The sequence below is a fragment of the Novosphingobium mississippiense genome (assembly GCF_044029535.1).
In the GTDB taxonomy this organism is placed as follows: domain Bacteria; phylum Pseudomonadota; class Alphaproteobacteria; order Sphingomonadales; family Sphingomonadaceae; genus Novosphingobium.
Genome location: NZ_CP147001.1, coordinates 1,419,689 through 1,438,023, shown reverse-complemented (window position 1 = coordinate 1,438,023; position 18,335 = coordinate 1,419,689). Strand labels below are relative to the sequence as shown.

Genomic DNA, 18,335 nt, shown 5'->3' with positions numbered 1-18,335 from the left:
ACCCCTCGCAAAAGGCGGGAACGGAGGTGGGTGCGCCGGAAGGTTTCAGTCGGCGCGCTGGATTCGTGCGTCGCTATACCCTGCGGCGCGGGCCTTCTCCAGCGCTGCGGTAGCTTGTGCACCATTTGCGAAGGGGCCGAGTCGCACGCGCCAGAACTTGCCCGCCGGGATCGCCTCGGCGCCTAGCTGCCTGGCAGCCTTGCGCGCGTTGGCTTCGACCGAGAACATGCCCACCTGCACCACCTGCAATCCCGTTGCCGGAGCGGTGACCGACGGCTTCGCAGCGGGCGGATTGATGGGCTTTGCAGCCGATCTTGGAGGCTGGGCAAGCTTCGAAGTTGCCGCCCCAGTGACGGGCGGCCTGGGATTGTTTTCGAGTTGCGGCGTCACCGCCGGCTTTGTTCCCGGCACGGGCGAAGCCGCGATGGGCAGTTCGGGCGGCAGCCCCTTCGGCATCGTCGGTGGCGTAGACGGCGGCTGCAGCAGTGGAGACTGATCAGCAAGCTTGCGGCGCAAGACCTTCAGCAAGCCGTCGGGCGTTGCCATGCGTTCCGGCGCGCGACTGCCGCTGCGTAAAAGCGCACGCTCTGCCTCCGGCGGGTTTACGCGGCGAACCCGGATCGCGGCGTTTGCGCCGGCGGCCACTCCAAGCTGGTTGGCAGCTTCGGGCGAAAGTTCGACAAGCGCCTCGTTGCTCATCGGCCCGCGCTTCGTAATCCGCACGAGCACCGTTCGGCCGGTATCGAGCGACGTCACTTCGGCGTAGCTGGGCAGGGGCAGCGTCTTGTGCGCGGCAGACACACCCGCGCCGCCGTCTTCGCCCACAGTCGCATAGCCCACAGCGTCGTAATTGAGCTGGTCCGCAGGCGTCCAGGTGGTCGTACCGATGGTAAACGGATCGCCCACCACCATCGGATAGTCTGCCGCAGGTCCGCTGGCCGCTGCCGGATGCTCCTTTGCGATGGCCGGCACCGCGGCAAGGGAAATCAGCGCAGCCAGCGGCAGCGCATGGTTAACGGGCAATCTCATCTGCAAGCAATCCCACGGACAACGCGTAGTAGTTCGAGCAGTTGTACTGGAGGATCACACGATAATTACCCGTTAACAGATAAGCTGCCGTGCCCGGCCCATCAGGCTGGAACAGCGATGCCTGTACATTATCGCCGATGGGCCCTTGCGGCGACACGCCAAGCGCGCGCCATTCGGCCACGCTCTTCCACTGCGAATGGCGCGCATGGACGGCAGAACAGGTCGGCGGTGCCAGTTTCGACGCGTAGGCGCCGGCCGAAAAGCCCGCCGGCAGCGAGGCGCGCACGCCCCAGGGCTGGCCCGGGCGCCAACCGGCATCGCGGAAATAATTGGCGATCGAGGCCAGCGTATCGGCCGGGCTGGAGAAGATGTCGCGCGTTCCATTGCCGTCACCATCGGCAGCAAGGCGCAGATAGACGCTCGGCAGGAACTGCGGATAGCCGAACGCCCCGGCCCAACTGCCCTTCAGCTTGTAAGTCGGCACGCCTTGATCGACCATCTTCATCAGCGCGATTAGTTCGTTTTCGAAAAGCTGGCGGCGGCGCCCTTCCCAGGCCAGTGTAGCCAGCGAACGGGCAAGATCGAAATCGCCGACATAGCTGCCATAATTGGTCTCATGCCCCCAGATCGCGAACAGCATCTTGGCCGGCACGCCGTAGCGCCGCTCGATCGAGGGCAATAAGGATGCGTACTGCGAATAGCGGTCTCTACCGCGGGCAATGATGCTTGGCCCCACATGCTGGGCGATATAGGGCGCAACCGGCGGCGGCGAACTGCTGCGATTGGGTTGCGCGCTATCCAGTGCCATCACCCGGTCATTCGGCGTAAGGCCCGTGAGCACGCTGGAGATCGTTTGCGAAGTTACGCCTTCGCGGCGGGCCCGCGCTGCCACCGTTTGCAGATAGGCATCGAAGCTCTGCCCATTGACGCTTTGCGCGCCGACATTCTGCACCACCGGCTGCGCTGCCGCCGGCACGAGTGACATGACGCCGGCCACCGGGGCAAGGACTGCTGCCAAAAATGAAACGCGGGCGGAACGAAGCTTCGGAGGGAAAGTCATCACCAGCAAATCTCGCATAATGCGTCCGCGATGCAAATGCCTTGCCCGTTTGAGCCGTGGACAGCCGCCGCAAGCGCGCGGCGGTCCGTCTCGATTGGCATTCCAAGATCTGTGGCTTTTACCGCTTCGGCGCTTGCAAGCCGTTCGGTTTTCTCTATGCGCATTCCCGAGGCAAACAGGTCGCCGCGAGGAAGTTCGCGATCTTGATGGCGACCTGACTGCGGAATTGGGAGTTTCATTGAAAGGGGTAGCATAGGTCGGGCTTGCCCATAAGCCTATCGTAGCAGCCAACCCCAAACGGCGTGGAAGAGTGTCCGAGTGGTTTAAGGAACCGGTCTTGAAAACCGGCGAGCGGGCAACCGTTCCGTGGGTTCGAATCCCACCTCTTCCGCCATCCCGTCAAAGAGCGTCCCTGCGGACGCCGGTCTCCCGCGCTCATGATCGTTCATGCCCTATGCTTGGGCGGCTGGTGCGGCGTTCGCCACACCCTCAGCCTAATCCAGGCATCCCCGATAGTGTGTTGATCGGAAGGTCAGGCACAACCGCCCAGCGCAAGCGAACTGTACGGAGCAGGCAGAACTTGTCATTCATCTGAATGACAGGTCACGCCTTGGCAATCGGAACGCGGCCGCATGCCCTGCCCGCTTTCCATGATCGGCTTTCATGCTCTGCTCGATAAGCACTGCTGCCCGGGCAATCGGATCGGCAGCGGAGAAGTCTACCACTCCGCTATCGTCCCAATCGAGACCGTCGAGAGCAGCCTTCGCGCGTGCGATCTGCGCAGGCCTGTACCGGGCATGGTGAAGGAAAGCCCGCTCTATCCCCCCAAGAATATCGCAATCGGGCGAAATGACGTCGCCAAATTGCCACATCGCATAATCCGGGTTCCCGTCCCACTGCGCATGGTGCGCATTGACGAACAGGCAAGGACGGGGCTGGATGAGGAATTCGTAGACCTGACTGCTGACATCCCCGATGTAGAGATCGGCCCCCAAGGTATACGTCATGTCAATCGACCGCCGAGAGCCCAGATCCACGATCACGCGCCCCGGTAGCGCCAGCGCCTCCAGCGCTTTTCGGCGAGCGTCATCCAAATGTTCCGCCAGGCGAACATGTGGCGCGACAACCAGATTGTATCGGTCATCCTTCAGGATCGCCTCGACAAGACGATGTGTGAAATCGCCCGCCGACGATAGCTTGCCGTTGAAATGCGGATTGTAGAGAATGATCGGGCGATCGTCGTCAAACAGGCGCGATCGTTGCGCTTGCATGCGAAGACTTGCGGCAACCTTGACGGGGCCGGCAGCGGCACATCCGTCCTCGCTCACCAATCCCTCGGCCAGCAGCCTGTCCCGGTCTTTCTGCCCCGCAACAACGACATAGTCGAAATAACGAAACCGCTTTTCAAAGCCGACGGCGCGATCGCCCGCGCCATGCGGGATATGAATCAGTTTCAGGGATCGTCCGGGCAGGCGCTTCAGGATGGTGGAAGTTCGTTCCGCACACAGGACAGCATCCCCCGCCCGAATTCGGCCTGCCCAAAACAGAAGCCGCGCAAGCTTGTTGAGCTTTTGCGGCATGCGCCGTTCCAATTGGGCCGGCATGTTCATGGTCGCGATCTTGGGCACGGGGTATCCCAAGCCGTAGGCAATGGCCTCGACCTCGCAGATGTCGTCCGCGTGGGGAACGAAGATCTCGACATCGAAAGACCCTCGCCGCTGCAGTTCAAATGCCACGGGCAGGAAATGTGCGAATTGGTGGCGTCCGCCGATTGCGGACACGTGCAGACGCGGCTTCACGTGGATCACCGCTTGCTGGCGATAAGCTGCAGGAGGAGATGCGCGCCACCGGCCGCGTATTCGCGCCGTGCACTGACAAGCATCAGTTCATTGCCGAAGCAAACGCTCTTGAACACGAGATGAGGCTCGTCAGCCATATCTCACTCCTAAATTTCGCGACCCTATTTGGCCGGGCGCTTAAGCAGTGTGGCATGTCGTTGTCTAGGGCACTGCAACCAAACTGCTCCAAATCGGCGCATTCCACGGGGCAGACTTCGCTCCACCGCGAGAATTGCACATGCGAAGGACAGTGCGTTCGCCAGGGTAACTATGCCCCCGCAGTTCAGGAGTTGGGACTCGGCTGACTGACTAGCCATCCCTTTCCCAAGGCGGATCGCCCCGGAAGGCATCGGCAAGGAAGTCCACCATCAGCCGGACTTTGGCCGAAAGATGCCTGCGGCTGGCATAGAGGGCGAGGATGTCGATGTCTGGAAGGCGCCAGCCGGGCAGCAACGGCACCAGCGTGCCGGCGCGCAGGTCCTCACCGATCAGGAAGCTTGGCTGCCAGGTGATCGCCTCTCCCGCCAGCGCCACGGCGCGTGCGGTATCGCCGCTGTTCGTGCGCAGCCGGGTTCCCACTCTGACACGCGTTTCGGCTCCGGCGTCATCGAGGAAGGTCCACACGTCCGGCTCCGGCGCATAGCCGTAGATCACGCAGCCGTGGTCGGCCAGCGCGGCAGGATCGCTCGGCGCGCCATGTTTCGCCAGATAGGCCGGGGCCGCACAGAGAATATTGCGCGAGGTTGCAAGCTTGCGCGACACATAGCTTTGCGATCCGCCACGCGAAATTCGGATGCCGAGATCGAAGCCTTCCTCGACAATGTCGACCACGCGATCGGTCAGCGCGATGTCCAGTTCGACTTGCGGGTGCAAAGCCATGAAGCGCGGCCACAGCGGGGCCAGATGACGCATGCCGAACACCAGCGGCGCATTGATCCGCAACCGCCCGCGCGCACCGGCCGCGCTGGCGGTTGCGGCAGCCTCCGCTTCCGCCACGTCGTCCAGAATGCTGCGGGCTCTTTCGTAGAGCGCCTCCCCCGCTTCGGTCAGCGAAACCCGGCGCGACGTACGGTTGAGCAGGCGCGTGCCCAGGTACCCCTCCAATTCCGAAACATAACGGGTAACATTGGCTGGAGAGGTGTCGAGCGCATCCGCGGCACGGGCGAAGCCGCCACGCGAAACCACAGCGGCAAACACCTCATAGGCACGCAAACGATCCATCGATCAATCCTTCATCTTTCCTGAATGAATTGCCCATCTTCTGCCCATCGATCAAGAATCGATTGAAGCATAGATGAATACCTGTCGCCGACGCGATGGACGCCGGCCCCACTCAAGGAGCTTTGAAATGACCCGTCTTGCCAACAAATTCGCACTCGTTACCGGAGCGACCAGCGGCATCGGCCTCGCCACCGCCCGTCGCTTCATCGAAGAAGGCGCCACCGTTGCCATCACCGGCACCAGCGAGGAAAAGCTGGCCGCCGCCAAGGCCGAACTGGGCGACGTGCTCACCATCCGCGCCGATGCCGGCGACGTTGCCGGACAGGCGGCCATCGCCAAGGCAATCCGCGCCGCATTCGGCCGACTGGACGTCCTTTTCGTCAACGCCGGCGTGGCGGACTTCCGCCCGCTCGAAAACTGGGATGAAGCCGGCTTCGACCGCACATTCGCAGTCAACGTGAAGGGCCCTCTGTTCCTGGTTCAGGCACTGCTGCCGCTGTTCGGCAATCCGGCCTCGATCATCCTCAACGGATCGATCAATGCGCGGCTCGGCAAGCCGAACTCGATCGTCTATGCCGCATCCAAGGCCGCGCTGATTTCGCTGGCCCGCACGCTTTCCGGCGAATTGATCGGACGCGGCATCCGTACCAACGTTGTCAGCCCCGGGCCGGTAGCCACGCCGATCTATGGCAAGCTCGGCCTGTCCGACGCGGATCTCAGCGGCATGAAGGACTATCTGATCGGCGCCATCCCGGCGGGCCGCTTTGGCGAACCGAACGAAATCGCAGAGGCCATCGTCCACCTTGCCTCGGACGAGAGCCGCTATACCGTCGGCAGCGAATTGATCATCGACGGCGGCATGAGCAATATCTGAAGAAACACGGGGCCGGCGCTCCATCGGGGCGCCACCTCCCCTCCTCTTTCACGGAGACGAACGATGCGCATGGATTACAACCGGGCAGCGGCGAACGGCATGAAGGCTTTGGGTGGCGTCTACGGCTACGTCATGACCAGCGGCCTGCCCAAGGCGCTTGTGGACCTTGTCTATCTGCGCGTCAGCCAGATCAATGGCTGCGCCTATTGCATCGACATGCACAGCCGCGATCTGATCAAGGACGGCATGGATGTGGAGAAGCTGGTGTTGGTGCCGGCCTGGGCTGAGAGCGGCCCGCTTTTCGATACGCAGGAACGCGCGGCGCTTACCTGGGCGGAAACGGTCACCCGCGTTTCCGAAACGCACGTACCCGATGCAGCCTATGAAGCGGCGGCGCAAGTCTTCGACGAGAAGCAACTGGCCGACCTTACCCTGGCGATCGGACTGATGAACACCTACAACCGGATGGCGATCAGCTTCCGCGCCGAGCCGCAGGCGGCTGCAAATGCACGGGGCCAGTCCTGAACAGGGCCCTCCCAATCTCCCTCCAACTCTGGGCCGATGCCATGGTTTCGCCTGTCGCCGAAGTGGAACGGCGATGGGATCATGGCATTGAACGGCATGATTTATATGGCATCCGGCACTCAGTTGATTTAACCCTTGGGCCAATCGTGCGCTGTGCAGCCTGAAATTTACAGGGAGCCCAAGCTTATGATGCCCAAGCGGAACCTTCTTGATCAGGTTGTCTGGCCTTCGGACTTGCGTGCTTTGCGGCCAGATCAGCTGCCGCAACTGGCTGACGAACTTCGACAGGAAGTGATTGCGACCGTCGGGGTGACCGGGGGGCATCTGGGATCGGGCCTGGGCGTCGTGGAACTGACCACCGCCATTCACTATGTGTTCGATACGCCCGACGACAAGCTGGTGTGGGATGTCGGGCATCAATGCTATCCGCACAAGATCCTGACCGGGCGCCGCGATCGCATTCGCACGCTGCGCCAGGGCGGTGGCCTAAGCGGCTTCACCAAGCGGGACGAAAGTCCTTACGACCCCTTCGGCGCGGCACACAGTTCCACCTCGATCAGCGCCGCGCTGGGTTTCGCCGTCGCCAGGAAACTGAGCGGTCAGCCGGGCAAGGCCATCGCCGTCATCGGCGACGGATCGATGTCCGCCGGCATGGCCTACGAGGCGATGAACAACGCGCGAGAGGCCGGAAATCGGCTGATCGTCATCCTCAACGACAACGATATGTCGATAGCGCCGCCGGTGGGCGGACTGTCCACCTATCTGGCCCGGCTGGTGTCCAGCCGCGAATTCCTTGGCTTGCGGGACATTGCCAAGCGGCTGGCCCGCAAGTTGCCCCGCCCGCTGATGATCGCCGCACGCAAGACCGATTCCTACGCGCGGGGGATGGCGATGGGCGGAACCCTGTTCGATGAACTGGGCTTCTACTACGTGGGCCCGATCGACGGCCACGACCTCGACCAGTTGATCCCGATCCTTGAAAACGTCCGCGACGCGGCGGAAGGCCCCTGCCTTGTCCATGTCGTGACCAAGAAGGGCAAGGGCTACGCCCCGGCCGAGGCGGCGGCGGACAAGTACCACGGCGTGCAGAAGTTCGACGTCATCACCGGTGCACAGGCCAAGGCACCGGCCGGCCCGCCCAGCTATACCGAAGTCTTCGCGCAGGCACTGATCACCGAAGCCGGGCGCGACGCGACGATCTGCGCGATTACCGCAGCCATGCCTGCGGGCACCGGGCTCGACAAGTTCGCCAAGGCCTTCCCCGATCGCACGTTCGACGTCGGCATTGCCGAACAACACGCGGTGACTTTCGCGGCGGGGCTGGCCGCGCAAGGCATGCGCCCCTTCTGCGCGATCTATTCCACCTTCCTGCAGCGCGCCTACGATCAGGTGGTCCACGACGTGGCGCTGCAGAAGCTGCCGGTACGCTTCGCCATAGACCGCGCGGGTCTGGTCGGCGCCGATGGGTCGACCCATGCCGGCAGCTTCGACGTCACCTACCTTGCCACACTGCCCAATATGGTGGTGATGGCGGCGGCGGACGAGGCAGAACTGGTGCACATGGTTCATACCGCCGCGCTGCATGACGCCGGACCGATTGCCTTCCGCTATCCGCGCGGTAATGGTACCGGGGTGCCCTTACCGGAAACGCCGGAGCGGCTGGAGATCGGCAAGGGCCGCGTGATGCGCGAAGGGCGGCATGTCGCCATCCTGTCGCTGGGCACCCGGCTGGAAGAGGCGTTGAAGGCAGCCGATACGCTGGACGCAAAGGGCCTTTCGACCACCGTGGCCGACTTGCGCTTCGCAAAGCCGCTGGACGAAGCGATGATCCGCAAGTTGCTGGCCACGCACGATGTAGCCGTGACGATCGAGGAAGGCGCCGTCGGCGGCCTGGGCGGGCACGTGCTGACGCTGGCGAGTGACCTTGGACTGATCGACGCCGGCCTCCGTATCCGCACCATGCGCCTGCCTGATATTTTCCAGGCACAGGACAAGCCCGAGAAGCAATATGCCGAAGCCGGGCTTGATGCGGGGGCAATCGTCGACACGGTGCTTTCCGCATTGGGCCACGAAACTGCGGGATATGGACGCACGCGTGGCTCCATCCATCCATAGGCTCCGTTTCCGTCCCGCGTTGCTTCTGTGCCTTATGCCCGGGCTACTGGCAGCCTCGGCGCAGGTCGGCATGGCGACGGGCGGGGCGGTGACGGGCGGGGCGGTGCTGACCATCGACATCGGCAATGTCCGCGTTTCCAAGGGGCGCGTGCACGTCGACATCTGTCCGGAGAGCCGTTTCCTGAAGGACGATTGCCCCTATTCGGCCGAAGCTCCGGCACAGGCCGGCGTCACCCGGGTCATCGCACGTTCCGTCCCGGCCGGGCGCTATGCCGTACAGGCGTTTCTGGACGAGAACGGCAATGGCAAAGTGGACCGCGCATTGTTTGGCATTCCCAAGGAAGGCGTCGGCTTCTCCAATGATGCTAAGATCACGCTCGGCCCGCCCAAATTCGCCGATGCCGCGTTCAACTACAACGGCGGCGCACAGACGATCCGCTTCAGTCTGCGCTATTTCATGGGCGTCAAGGGCCCCAGCGGGCATTGAGCAAGCTGGCAACCGGCATCGGGCCCGTTTCGCCCTCCGTGCTGGTCATCGCAAGCATCGGCCGGCCGTGGCTGACGCTGTTCCTGGGATTGATCGTCACCGGGCTGGCGCTGTTCATCGTGACCGATCGCATCGCGATGACGACCGACACTGCGGCCCTGATCTCTCCCAAGGTCGATTGGCGGCAGCAGGAACAGCGGATGGAAACCGCGTTTCCGCAACTGCGCGACAACATGCTCATTATCGTGGACGGCGAAACGCCGGAATTGGCCGAAGATGCCGCAGCCCGGCTTTCCGCCAGTCTGAGCGGCGACAAGGCGCATTTCCGTCTGGTCACGCGGCCTGACGGCGGCGATTTCTTCGCCCGCGAAGGTCTGCTGTTCGGATCGGTGGACGAAGTACGCAGCGCCACCCAGTCGATGATCGACGCCCAGCCGATGCTGGGCCCCCTCGCCGCCGACCCGAGCTTGCGCGGGGTGACGGTTTCGCTTTCCACCATGCTGGACGGCGTTGCCTCCGGCGAAATCCCTCTCAGCCGGATCGATAGGCCGCTGCACGCGCTCAGCACCGCGATCGACGGGGCGCTCACCGGCAGAAATCCGTACTTTTCGTGGCAAAGACTGTTCTCCAGCGAAGGAACCGGCGACAGTAAGGGATTGAGCCTGCCGACCCGGCGCCTGATCCTGACCCAGCCCGTGCTCGACCATGGCGCCCTGATGCCGGGCGAGGCGGCAAGCGCTGCGGTGGCGCAGGCTGCCAAGGCCCTCGCGCTTGACGATGCGCATGGCTTGCGCATCAGCCTTACCGGTGAAGTTCCCTTGGCAGACGAAGAGTTTGCCACGCTTCAGGAGAATATCGGCCTAGTCGCGATCGTCATGATGGCGGCAATGCTGCTGACCCTCTGGCTGGCCACGCGATCGGTGCGTCTTGTCGCGGCGATCATGATCACCATCCTCTCCGGCCTGATCGTCACCAGCGCCGTCGGACTGCTGGCGATCGGTCGGTTCAACCTGATCTCGGTCGCCTTCATTCCGCTTTTCGTGGGCCTGGGTGTCGATTTCGGCATCCAGATCTGCGTGCGGTTCAATGCCGAGAGGGTTGCCGGCGCAGCGCCGGATGCGGCCCTGCGACAGGCGGCCAGCGCCTTGGGCGCGCCGCTGCTGTTGGCGGCAGGGGCCATCTTCCTGGGTTTTGGCGCATTCCTGCCCACGGCCTATGTCGGCATTGCCGAACTGGGCGTGATCGCCGGCCTTGGCATGATCGTGGCCCTGCTGTTCAGCCTGACGGTATTGCCCGCGCTGATCCTGCTGCTACGCCCCGGCCAGCCCCGGGGCGACGTGGGTTTCAAGGCCCTTGCCCCGGTCGACCGCTTTCTGGAGCGCAAGCGCAGTGCCGTGCTGTGGGCATTCGGCTTGGCCATGGCCGCGGGCATTGCGCTGCTGCCTTGGGCCGTGTTCGATTTCAATCCGCTGGACCTGCGCAATCCCGATGCCCCCGCCATGCGTGCCCTGAAGGACTTGACCCGCGATCCGGATCGCACGCCCAATGTGATCGACGTACTTGCCGCCAATCGGGCAGAGGGCCAGCAACTTGCGCAACGCCTGTCGCGCCTGCCCGAAGTGGCGCAAGTCGTCTCGCTGGACAGCTTCGTGCCCGAACAACAAGACGCCAAGCTGGCGCTGATCCAAGACGCATCGCTGCTGCTGGACTTGACGATCAATCCTTTCGACACGGCCCCGCCGCCAAGCGATGCCGACTTGCGCGATGCCCTTGGCGGCCTGGAGGCAAAGCTGCACGAAGCCGCCGCAGCGCATCCCGGGGCTGACGGAAACGAGGCCCGCCGCCTTGCGACGTCGTTTCACCGGCTCGGCATGGCGTCGGCCGGCGAACGCGCGGCCGTCAACGCCATGCTGTCACAGCCGCTCAACGTGATGCTCGATCAGATCAGGCAGGCATTGCAGGCCGCGCCAGTGACTCGTGAAACGCTTCCGCCGGATCTGGTCCGTGACTGGGTGGCGCCGAACGGGTTGGTCCGTCTTCAGGTGTTCCCCAGTGGCAATGCCAACGACAATGCGGTGATCCGCCAGTTCCGCAACGCCGTCGCGCAAATCACGCCCGCGATTTCCGGGCTGCCGGTGGCGACGCAGGCTGCAGCGGGCACGGTCGCCGGCGCCTTCGTTCAAGCGGGGATATTGGCCTTCCTGCTGGTCAGCGTGCTGCTGTTCCTGGTTCTACGCAATGTAACGGAAGTGGCCTTTACCCTTGCCCCGGTGATCCTTTCCATCTTCCTGACACTGGGCAGTTGCGTGCTGATCGGACAGCCGATCAACTTCGCCAACATCATCGCCTTTCCGCTGCTGTTTGGGGTGGGTGTGGCATTTCACATCTACTTCGTCATGGCTTGGCGCGGCGGCGCGACCGGACTGCTGCAATCCAGCCTGGCCCGCGCGGTCATGTTCAGCGCCCTCGCCACCGGCACGGCGTTCGGCAGCCTGTGGCTGTCCCGCCATCCGGGAACGGCCAGCATGGGCAAAATCCTGATGATTTCGCTGATCTGGACGCTGATCTGCGCGCTGATCTTCGAGCCGGCACTGCTGGGCCCTCCACGCAAGCAGCCGGGCCGCTAGTTCCCTGCAGGATCCTTCATCGGATCCCGCAATTCCGGCGCATCGGACGGCTGCTGCGGCGTCGACGCACCCGCTGGATCATCCAGCGGCGCGTCCAGTTCCGGCGGCGTGTTATCCTTCCTTACCCGTTGCCTCCCCCGGGTTTCCTCAATCTCCGCCGCGCGATTTTGCAGATAGACGGACCGCAGAGTTGCATAAGGGTCTATCGCATCGGCAAACAGGGTTCGCAGTTCCACATCTGCCTCTGCCCGCAGGTCTAGACCGTTCACCGCCCCGGTCGAAAACTGGTACTGCCATGCCGTGAACGGCCGGCCGACCGCCAGCGGCAACAAGGCCTCATCGGCGGGCATGCTCACCGCGTCGCGCAGGGTTGTCGGACCGATGAACGGGATGAACAGGTAAGGGCCCGATTTCACGCCGTAGATGGCCAGAGTAGTGCCGAAGCCGTTCGGTCGGTGCGGTAGGTTGAAATCCTTCCTTTTCGCCACGTCGATCACGCCGCCGAGGCCCAGTGTGGAATTGATCGTGAAGCGCGCCAGGGTCTCTGCCGCCTTGCCCGGTTTCGCCTGCAGCAGGAAATTCACGAAAACGAAGGGCTCGGTCAGGTTGCTAAGAAAATTCCGGATGCCGGAACGAACCGGCTTGGGCACTACATGCTGGTAGCCCATCGCCACCGGGCGATACACAGCCTTGTCCATCGCCTGATAGATACCGAACATCGTGCGGTTGAAGCCTTCCAGCGGATCCCTTTCCGCCTTGATGGCATCGGCCTCGATATCATCGGCCGGCACGGGCGCGGGCGCGGGCACGTCCGCGGCATCGGCAGAGGCCTGATCCTGCCCAGCCTCGTCCCGCACGTCGATGAAGACAACAGGCGGCGGCAGATCGACCTGCACCGGCACGCTCGGCCCGTCTAAGGTCGACGCATCACCAGCAAGCCGCCCCACCTGAACCGCCGTTTCGTTCGGAAAGGGTAGATCGGCCGGCGGCGCGAACAGCACTGCCGGCACGATCAGGGGCGTGATCAAAATTTCTCGCCCTTCGCTGCGATGGCGTCCATGTGCGAGACCAGCGAAGCCGCTCCGCCCTTCTGCAATACCGCGGCGAAATCCGATCGGCGCGTGGCGATCTGGCTGATCGAATTGCGGTAGAAGACATCGATGATCTTCCAGTCGCTGCCGCTTTGCCGCAGCCGATAGCTTATGGCGACGGCCGCCTGCTTGGGCACGTTCAGCGTGGTTCGCACCAACCTGTCTCCGCCGCGCTGCTGCACTTGCGGATCCATGGTGAAGCTTTCGCCGGACCAGTTATCGAAGTTGCGGGCATATTGAGAGATCGTCATGCGGCGGAAACTGCGAACCAACGCATCCTGATCGGCCGGCGCCAGCTTGGTCCAGGTGGGCCCCACGGCCAGCCGCGTCATCAGCGGCAGGTCGAACGCCCGATCCAGCACCGGCGATAGCGCCGCCGTGCGCGCCTGCAACGCAGCACCGCTCTTCATCTCCTTGATAAGATTGTCATTAAGTTGCTGAACCGTCGCACGCGCCGGATCCACAGTCTGGGCTGCGACTGCAACGGGGGTGAGCGAGAAGAGCAGGCTCAGCGTTATAATCAGATGGCGCATTCAAGAACTCCGTCACTGGCGGATCGCGATCCCTCTGCGCTGACGGTGGTGCACCATCACCTGTCGCGATGGCAAGGACGAGCTGCATCCGCCCTTCGACTTCCTTAGATTTATTGTAATGTTAGCGTCTCTTCCCTCGATGCCACTAAACAAGTATCTAGGGTGCGATGCCATTCCCATGAGGGGAGATATCGGTGGTAACTCCGAATTCCAACCCAAGCGGACCGTTGCAGATAGTGCTCGCCAACCCGCGCGGATTTTGCGCGGGTGTCACACGGGCGATAGAGATCGTGGAGCGTGCGCTCGAACGTTTCGGCGCACCGGTCTACGTTCGACATGAGATCGTCCACAACAAGCACGTCGTCGATCAGCTGCGCAGCAAGGGCGCGGTCTTTGTCGACGAATTGTCCGAAATCCCCCCCGGCGCGATGACGATCTTCAGCGCGCACGGCGTCGCCCGATCGGTGGAGGAGGAGGCGCGGGAACGCAGCCTGCCCACCATCGATGCCACCTGCCCACTGGTAACCAAGGTGCATTTCCAGGGCCGCCATTACGTGAAGGCGGGGCGCACCGTGGTGCTGATCGGCCACCCCGGCCATGCCGAGGTGATCGGCACGATCGGCCAGATCGACGCGCCGATCCATCTCGTTTCCACTCAGGACGATGTGATGGCGCTGCCATTCGACGCCGACACGCCGATCGCCTACATCACGCAGACCACGCTGAGCATCGACGACACGCGTACCGTGATCACCGCTCTGCATGAACGCTTCGGCAATGTGGTCGGGCCGGAGGTCAACGACATCTGCTATGCCACGCAAAACCGACAGACCGCCGTGCGGGAACTGGCCTCGATCAGCGATCTGGTGCTGGTGGTCGGCGCGCGCAACAGCTCCAATTCCATGCGCCTGCGCGAAATCGGCACCGAAATGGGCGTCGAAAGCCACCTGATCGACGATGGCAGCGCGATAGACCCGCAATGGCTCGAAAACGTCGGAACCGTGGGCATTACCGCCGGTGCGTCCGCGCCTGATGAACTGGTGGACAGCGTGATCGCCGCGCTGAAGCAATTGCGCCCCGCCACGGTCTCCGAATTGGATGGCGTGAAGGAAACCATCCAGTTCCGCCTGCCCGCCGCCCTGCGGCGGCCCGCCACCGCACAGGTGCCCGCCGCCGAATAGGAGCAAACCCCATGACCCTGCCCCTGTCTCAGATCGCGCGGATCGGCGCCTATACCCTCAGCCGGCACATCAGGGGCGGGAAGTACCCGCTGGTGCTGATGCTGGAACCGCTGTTCCGCTGCAATCTGGCCTGCCCCGGTTGCGGCAAGATCGACTATCCCGATTCGATCCTCAACCAGCGCCTCAGCTACGACCAGTGCATGGAAGCGATCGACGAATGCGGCGCGCCGGCCGTCTCCATCGCCGGGGGCGAACCACTGTTGCATCGCGATATGCCGCGCATCGTGGAAGGTTTCATCGCGCGCAAGAAGCTGGTGATTCTCTGCACCAACGCTCTGCTGTTGAAGAAGAAGATCGGCGACTACCGGCCCTCCCCCTTCTTCACGTGGTCCATCCATCTCGATGGCGACCGGCAGATGCATGACGAAGCGGTGGATCAGGACGGCACCTACGATGTTGCGGTAGAGGCCATCCACCTCGCCAAGTCGAAGGGATTTCGCGTGCAGGTGAACTGCACCGTGTTCGACGGCGCCGACCCGGCGCGCCTTGCCGCCTTTTTCGACGAGATGGAGGCGCTGGGCGTGGAGATCACGGTCTCGCCCGGATATGCCTACGAGCGCGCGGCCGATCAGGACCATTTCCTCAATCGCGAACGCACGAAGCAGTTCTTCCGTGACGTGTTCAAGCGCGGAAATGGCGCGAAGGCCTGGACCTTCACCAACTCACCCCTGTTCCTGGATTTTCTCGCCGGCAATCAGACTTACGAATGCACGCCCTGGTCGATGCCGCTGCGCACGGTCTTCGGCTGGCAGAAGCCCTGCTATCTGGTGGGCGAGGGCTATGTGGACAGTTTCAAGGAACTGATGGAAGGCACGGACTGGGATCAATACGGCGTCGGCAAGTATGAGAAGTGCGCCAATTGCATGACCCATTGCGGCTTCGAAGGCACAGCCGCCACCGATGCGATCCGGCACCCGCTCAAGATGTTCTCCGTCGGGCGGAAAGGCGTGCGCACGGAAGGGCCGATGGCACCCGATATCGACCTGTCGCGCCAACGGCCGGCGGAACAAGTCTATTCCTCCCACGTCGAACGCGAACTTGCGAAGATCGAGGCTGCCGATCCGGCGGCCGCGAGACACGTCGCAGGTCGGCGCTGAAGCTCAGTCCCGCAGCAATTCCACCGGATCGAGGCGATCGAATCCCGCCTCGACAAGCCGGTCGAACGCGCAGGAAAGGGTACGCAGCGCTTGGTCCGCCTGCCGTCCGGTGTGAATGAGCATCGGCAGCTGACCGGGCCGCCGCGCGAGCGACCATAAGACGGCGCCCAGCGCCAAACCGCCATCGGCGCGCATCCCCACCAGCGCAGCGGGCGGCAGATCGTCCTCGGCAACATCCGCTATAGCCCGGATCGCCGCGAAAGGCAGGCGCCGGCGGGTGGCTACCCGTCGGGCGATATGGCTTTCCATGTCAGCGGCAAGAGCGCCGCTCTGCCTGGCGAGATCTCTTTTTTCGGCAGCCGTTGCAACGATGGTGTCGCTGCCGACGACCCTGCCTACAATCGCTTCCGGCAAATGGCTCCGCAAACGGGCGACAGCTGCCGCATCGCCATCGATCACCAGATTCCCGGGCCGTAATGACCGCGCCAGCCCACCCGCCACGCCGCAAGACAAGACGACGCCGGGCTGGATGGAGGCCAAACGGTCAAGCTCCCTCTCCAGCCGTGCGGAATCGCCCCCGCCTGCCACCACGAACAGATCGCGCCCCGTCCGATGCAGCCGTTGCGCCTCTCGCTTCAACCCGCAGGCGATCAGCAGCGTCACATGCCAACCGTGACGCGTCGCGCGTTCGACTGCCTGAGATTGCGGTAACGGGCCATCGCCCAGAGCGGGAAGTACTTGGGATAGCCGTGATAGCGGAGGTAGAAAACGCGCGGAAAACCACCGCCGGTGTAGTGTTCCTGCCCCCAGAGCCCTTCCCCGTCCTGATGGTCCGCCAGCCAGATCGCGCCGCGTTCCACCGCTTCGCAGTCGACCTCGCCCGCCGCCATCAGACCCAGCATGGCCCAGGCCGTCTGCGATGCCGTGGACGGTGCCGGACAATGCCCCTTGCGATCGAGCGCATAGCTATCGCAATCCTCGCCCCAGCCGCCGTCTTCGTTCTGGATCTGCTTGAGCCAGTCGACTGCCCGGGCCACCGCCGCATCGCCGGCGTCCAACCCTGCCGCGTTGAAAGCGCAAAGCACCGACCAGGTGCCATAGATATGGTTCACCCCCCAACGACCGAACCAACTGCCCTCCGCTTCCTGTTCGCGGCGGAGATAGTCGATGGCGGCCGCCATTCGCGGGCTGTCCGCCGATTCGCCGAGTTGCGCCAGCATCGACACGCAACGTGCCGAGACATCGGCGGTCGGCGGATCGAGCAGCGCGCCATGGTCCGCAAACGGCAGGTTGTTCAAATAGTCATGGTCGTTGTCCGCATCGAACGCCCCCCAGCCACCGTTCCGGGACTGAAGCCCCACGGTCCATTCCACGCCGCGATCAATCGGCGCGCGATCGGTGACTTGCGCACGGTCCATCGCCATGACCACCACCGCCGTATCATCCAGATCGGGATAGTGATCGTTATTGTACTGGAACGCCCATCCGCCGGGGCGCACGCCGGGCCGTTCCTCTGCCCAGTCCCCCTCCAGGTCGAGGATCTGGCGCGGCTTCAGCCAATCGAGCGCAGCCATCGCGAGGGCCGAATTCTCCGCTCCGCCCGCCTCCATCATCGCATGGCTGGCCAGTGCGGTATCCCACACGGGAGAGACGCAGGGCTGGCAATACGCCTCATCCTCCTGCACCACGAGCAGGTTTTCGACCGACTGGCGCGCGATCGCACGATGCGGATGGTCTTCTGGATAGCCCAGCAGGTCGAACATCATCACGCTGTTGGCCATCGCTGGGTAGATGGCGCCAAGGCCGTCTTCGCCGTTCAACCGCTCCGTCACCCAAGCGACGCAGGTGTCGATACTGCGCTGTCGCAGCTTTTCCGGCCATAGCCCGTCACCCAGCTTCAACACGCGGTCCAGCACGTTGAAGCCCAGCGTCCACAGCCACTTGGGATCGGCGGCCTGGGTGCCGTGCCGCACGGCCTTGCCCGTGTAGAGTTCGTCGACCCTGATCCCCTTGGCATTACGCGCCAGCGGTCGTTTCGCGCAGAGCACCAGCAGGGGAACCACCACCGTCCGTGCCCAGTAGGACATGCGGGACAGATGGATGGGAAACCAGCGCGGCAACAAGATCACTTCGGGTGGCATCGTCGGCACCGCAGACCATGGGCCGGCGCCGAACAGCGCCAGTTGGATCCGCGTGAAGACATTGGCCGCCTCCGCCCCGCCTGCAGCCAGAATGGCGGAGCGCGCGCGTGCCATGTGTGGCGCATCCACGGGATCGCCGATCATCCTCAGCGCGTAATAGGCCTTGATACTGGCGCTGACGTCGAAGGATCCGGCGTGGAACAGGCCCCAGCCATGATGATCAGCGGACTGGATCCGGCGCAGATAGCGCCCGATCTTCGCTTCCAGTTCACCATCGACCGGCTCGCCCAGATAGTGCCGCAGCAACACATATTCAGCCGGGATCGTGCAATCGGCCTCCAGTTCGAAGACCCAGTGACCATCGGGCCGCTGCGCCCGGGCAAGAGCGGCAGCGGCACGGTCAACCACAGCATCGATCGCCGCAAGAGAGGGGGGAGAAGCCGATAGCGCCGCCAA

The 18,335-nt window shown here is 63.5% G+C and carries 16 protein-coding genes and 1 tRNA gene; 8 read left to right on the top strand and 9 right to left on the bottom strand.

The genetic code is table 11. The features are described from left to right. Positions 1-45: 45 nt before the first annotated feature. Together WBP06_RS06755 and WBP06_RS06750 are read right to left on the bottom strand one after the other, a co-directional pair. Positions 46-1,029, bottom strand: a complete 984-nt coding sequence (locus WBP06_RS06755; protein ID WP_395333095.1) for an SPOR domain-containing protein — start codon at positions 1,027-1,029, stop codon at positions 46-48. Next, complete coding sequence (locus tag WBP06_RS06750) at positions 1,013-2,014, bottom strand: lytic transglycosylase domain-containing protein (protein ID WP_395333093.1); 1,002 nt, start codon at positions 2,012-2,014, stop codon at positions 1,013-1,015. Before WBP06_RS06750 ends, WBP06_RS06755 begins: the two co-directional genes overlap by 17 nt. Before the next feature lie 379 nt (positions 2,015-2,393). Here WBP06_RS06750 and WBP06_RS06745 point away from each other — a divergent pair. Next, a tRNA-Ser gene (locus tag WBP06_RS06745) sits at positions 2,394-2,483 on the top strand. Between the two features lie 193 nt (positions 2,484-2,676). Here the strand turns inward: WBP06_RS06745 and WBP06_RS06740 are convergent. The 3 genes from WBP06_RS06740 to WBP06_RS06730 all read right to left on the bottom strand — a co-directional run bounded on the left by WBP06_RS06740 (position 2,677) and on the right by WBP06_RS06730 (position 5,148). Then, positions 2,677-3,888, bottom strand: a complete 1,212-nt coding sequence (locus WBP06_RS06740; protein WP_395333091.1) for a glycosyl transferase — start codon at positions 3,886-3,888, stop codon at positions 2,677-2,679. A gap of 5 nt (positions 3,889-3,893) precedes the next feature. Further along, complete coding sequence (locus WBP06_RS06735) at positions 3,894-4,025, bottom strand: hypothetical protein (protein ID WP_395333089.1); 132 nt, start codon at positions 4,023-4,025, stop codon at positions 3,894-3,896. Positions 4,026-4,236: 211 nt separating this feature from the next. Beyond that, positions 4,237-5,148 carry a LysR family transcriptional regulator gene (locus WBP06_RS06730; protein ID WP_395333086.1) on the bottom strand — a complete coding sequence of 304 codons (912 nt, stop codon included), beginning with the start codon at positions 5,146-5,148 and terminating at the stop codon, positions 4,237-4,239. 127 nt (positions 5,149-5,275) lie between these two features. Here WBP06_RS06730 and WBP06_RS06725 point away from each other — a divergent pair, with 127 nt between their 5' ends. The 5 genes from WBP06_RS06725 (at position 5,276) to WBP06_RS06705 (ending at position 11,776) form a co-directional block, all read left to right on the top strand. Then, on the top strand, positions 5,276-6,022 hold the full coding sequence (locus WBP06_RS06725; RefSeq protein WP_395333084.1) for an SDR family oxidoreductase: 747 nt from the start codon (positions 5,276-5,278) through the stop codon (positions 6,020-6,022). Positions 6,023-6,085: 63 nt separating this feature from the next. Beyond that, complete coding sequence (locus WBP06_RS06720; protein ID WP_395333082.1) at positions 6,086-6,547, top strand: carboxymuconolactone decarboxylase family protein; 462 nt, start codon at positions 6,086-6,088, stop codon at positions 6,545-6,547. A 186-nt stretch (positions 6,548-6,733) separates the two neighbouring features. Then, entirely contained in the window at positions 6,734-8,662 is a 1,929-nt protein-coding gene (gene dxs, locus WBP06_RS06715) for a 1-deoxy-D-xylulose-5-phosphate synthase (protein WP_395333080.1), read from the top strand. A 34-nt stretch (positions 8,663-8,696) separates the two neighbouring features. Next, positions 8,697-9,149 carry a DUF2141 domain-containing protein gene (locus WBP06_RS06710; RefSeq protein WP_395333078.1) on the top strand — a complete coding sequence of 151 codons (453 nt, stop codon included), beginning with the start codon at positions 8,697-8,699 and terminating at the stop codon, positions 9,147-9,149. Then, positions 9,146-11,776 carry an MMPL family transporter gene (locus WBP06_RS06705; RefSeq protein WP_395333076.1) on the top strand — a complete coding sequence of 877 codons (2,631 nt, stop codon included), beginning with the start codon at positions 9,146-9,148 and terminating at the stop codon, positions 11,774-11,776. The genes WBP06_RS06710 and WBP06_RS06705 overlap by 4 nt, the downstream gene beginning before the upstream one ends. On the opposite strand, the gene WBP06_RS06700 is transcribed toward WBP06_RS06705, so the two are convergent. Then, positions 11,773-12,804 carry a VacJ family lipoprotein gene (locus WBP06_RS06700; protein WP_395333074.1) on the bottom strand — a complete coding sequence of 344 codons (1,032 nt, stop codon included), beginning with the start codon at positions 12,802-12,804 and terminating at the stop codon, positions 11,773-11,775. The genes WBP06_RS06705 and WBP06_RS06700 overlap by 4 nt on opposite strands. After that, positions 12,801-13,400: an ABC transporter substrate-binding protein gene (locus tag WBP06_RS06695; protein WP_395333072.1), complete on the bottom strand. Its 600-nt coding sequence runs from the start codon at positions 13,398-13,400 to the stop codon at positions 12,801-12,803. Before WBP06_RS06695 ends, WBP06_RS06700 begins: the two co-directional genes overlap by 4 nt. Positions 13,401-13,627: 227 nt before the next feature. On the opposite strand from WBP06_RS06695, the gene ispH reads away from it, so the two are divergent. Next, the gene (gene ispH / locus WBP06_RS06690; protein ID WP_395334065.1) at positions 13,628-14,581 is read left to right on the top strand and encodes a 4-hydroxy-3-methylbut-2-enyl diphosphate reductase; all 954 of its coding nucleotides are present in this window, start codon (positions 13,628-13,630) and stop codon (positions 14,579-14,581) included. A gap of 11 nt (positions 14,582-14,592) precedes the next feature. Continuing rightward, the gene (hpnH, locus tag WBP06_RS06685) at positions 14,593-15,738 is read left to right on the top strand and encodes an adenosyl-hopene transferase HpnH (protein WP_395333070.1); all 1,146 of its coding nucleotides are present in this window, start codon (positions 14,593-14,595) and stop codon (positions 15,736-15,738) included. A 3-nt stretch (positions 15,739-15,741) separates the two neighbouring features. Here hpnH and WBP06_RS06680 read toward each other — a convergent pair whose 3' ends face one another. Further along, positions 15,742-16,401 carry a phosphorylase gene (locus WBP06_RS06680; protein WP_395333068.1) on the bottom strand — a complete coding sequence of 220 codons (660 nt, stop codon included), beginning with the start codon at positions 16,399-16,401 and terminating at the stop codon, positions 15,742-15,744. After that, positions 16,398-18,335, bottom strand: coding sequence for a squalene--hopene cyclase (shc, locus tag WBP06_RS06675; protein ID WP_395333066.1), 1,938 nt, complete (start codon positions 18,333-18,335; stop codon positions 16,398-16,400). Before shc ends, WBP06_RS06680 begins: the two co-directional genes overlap by 4 nt.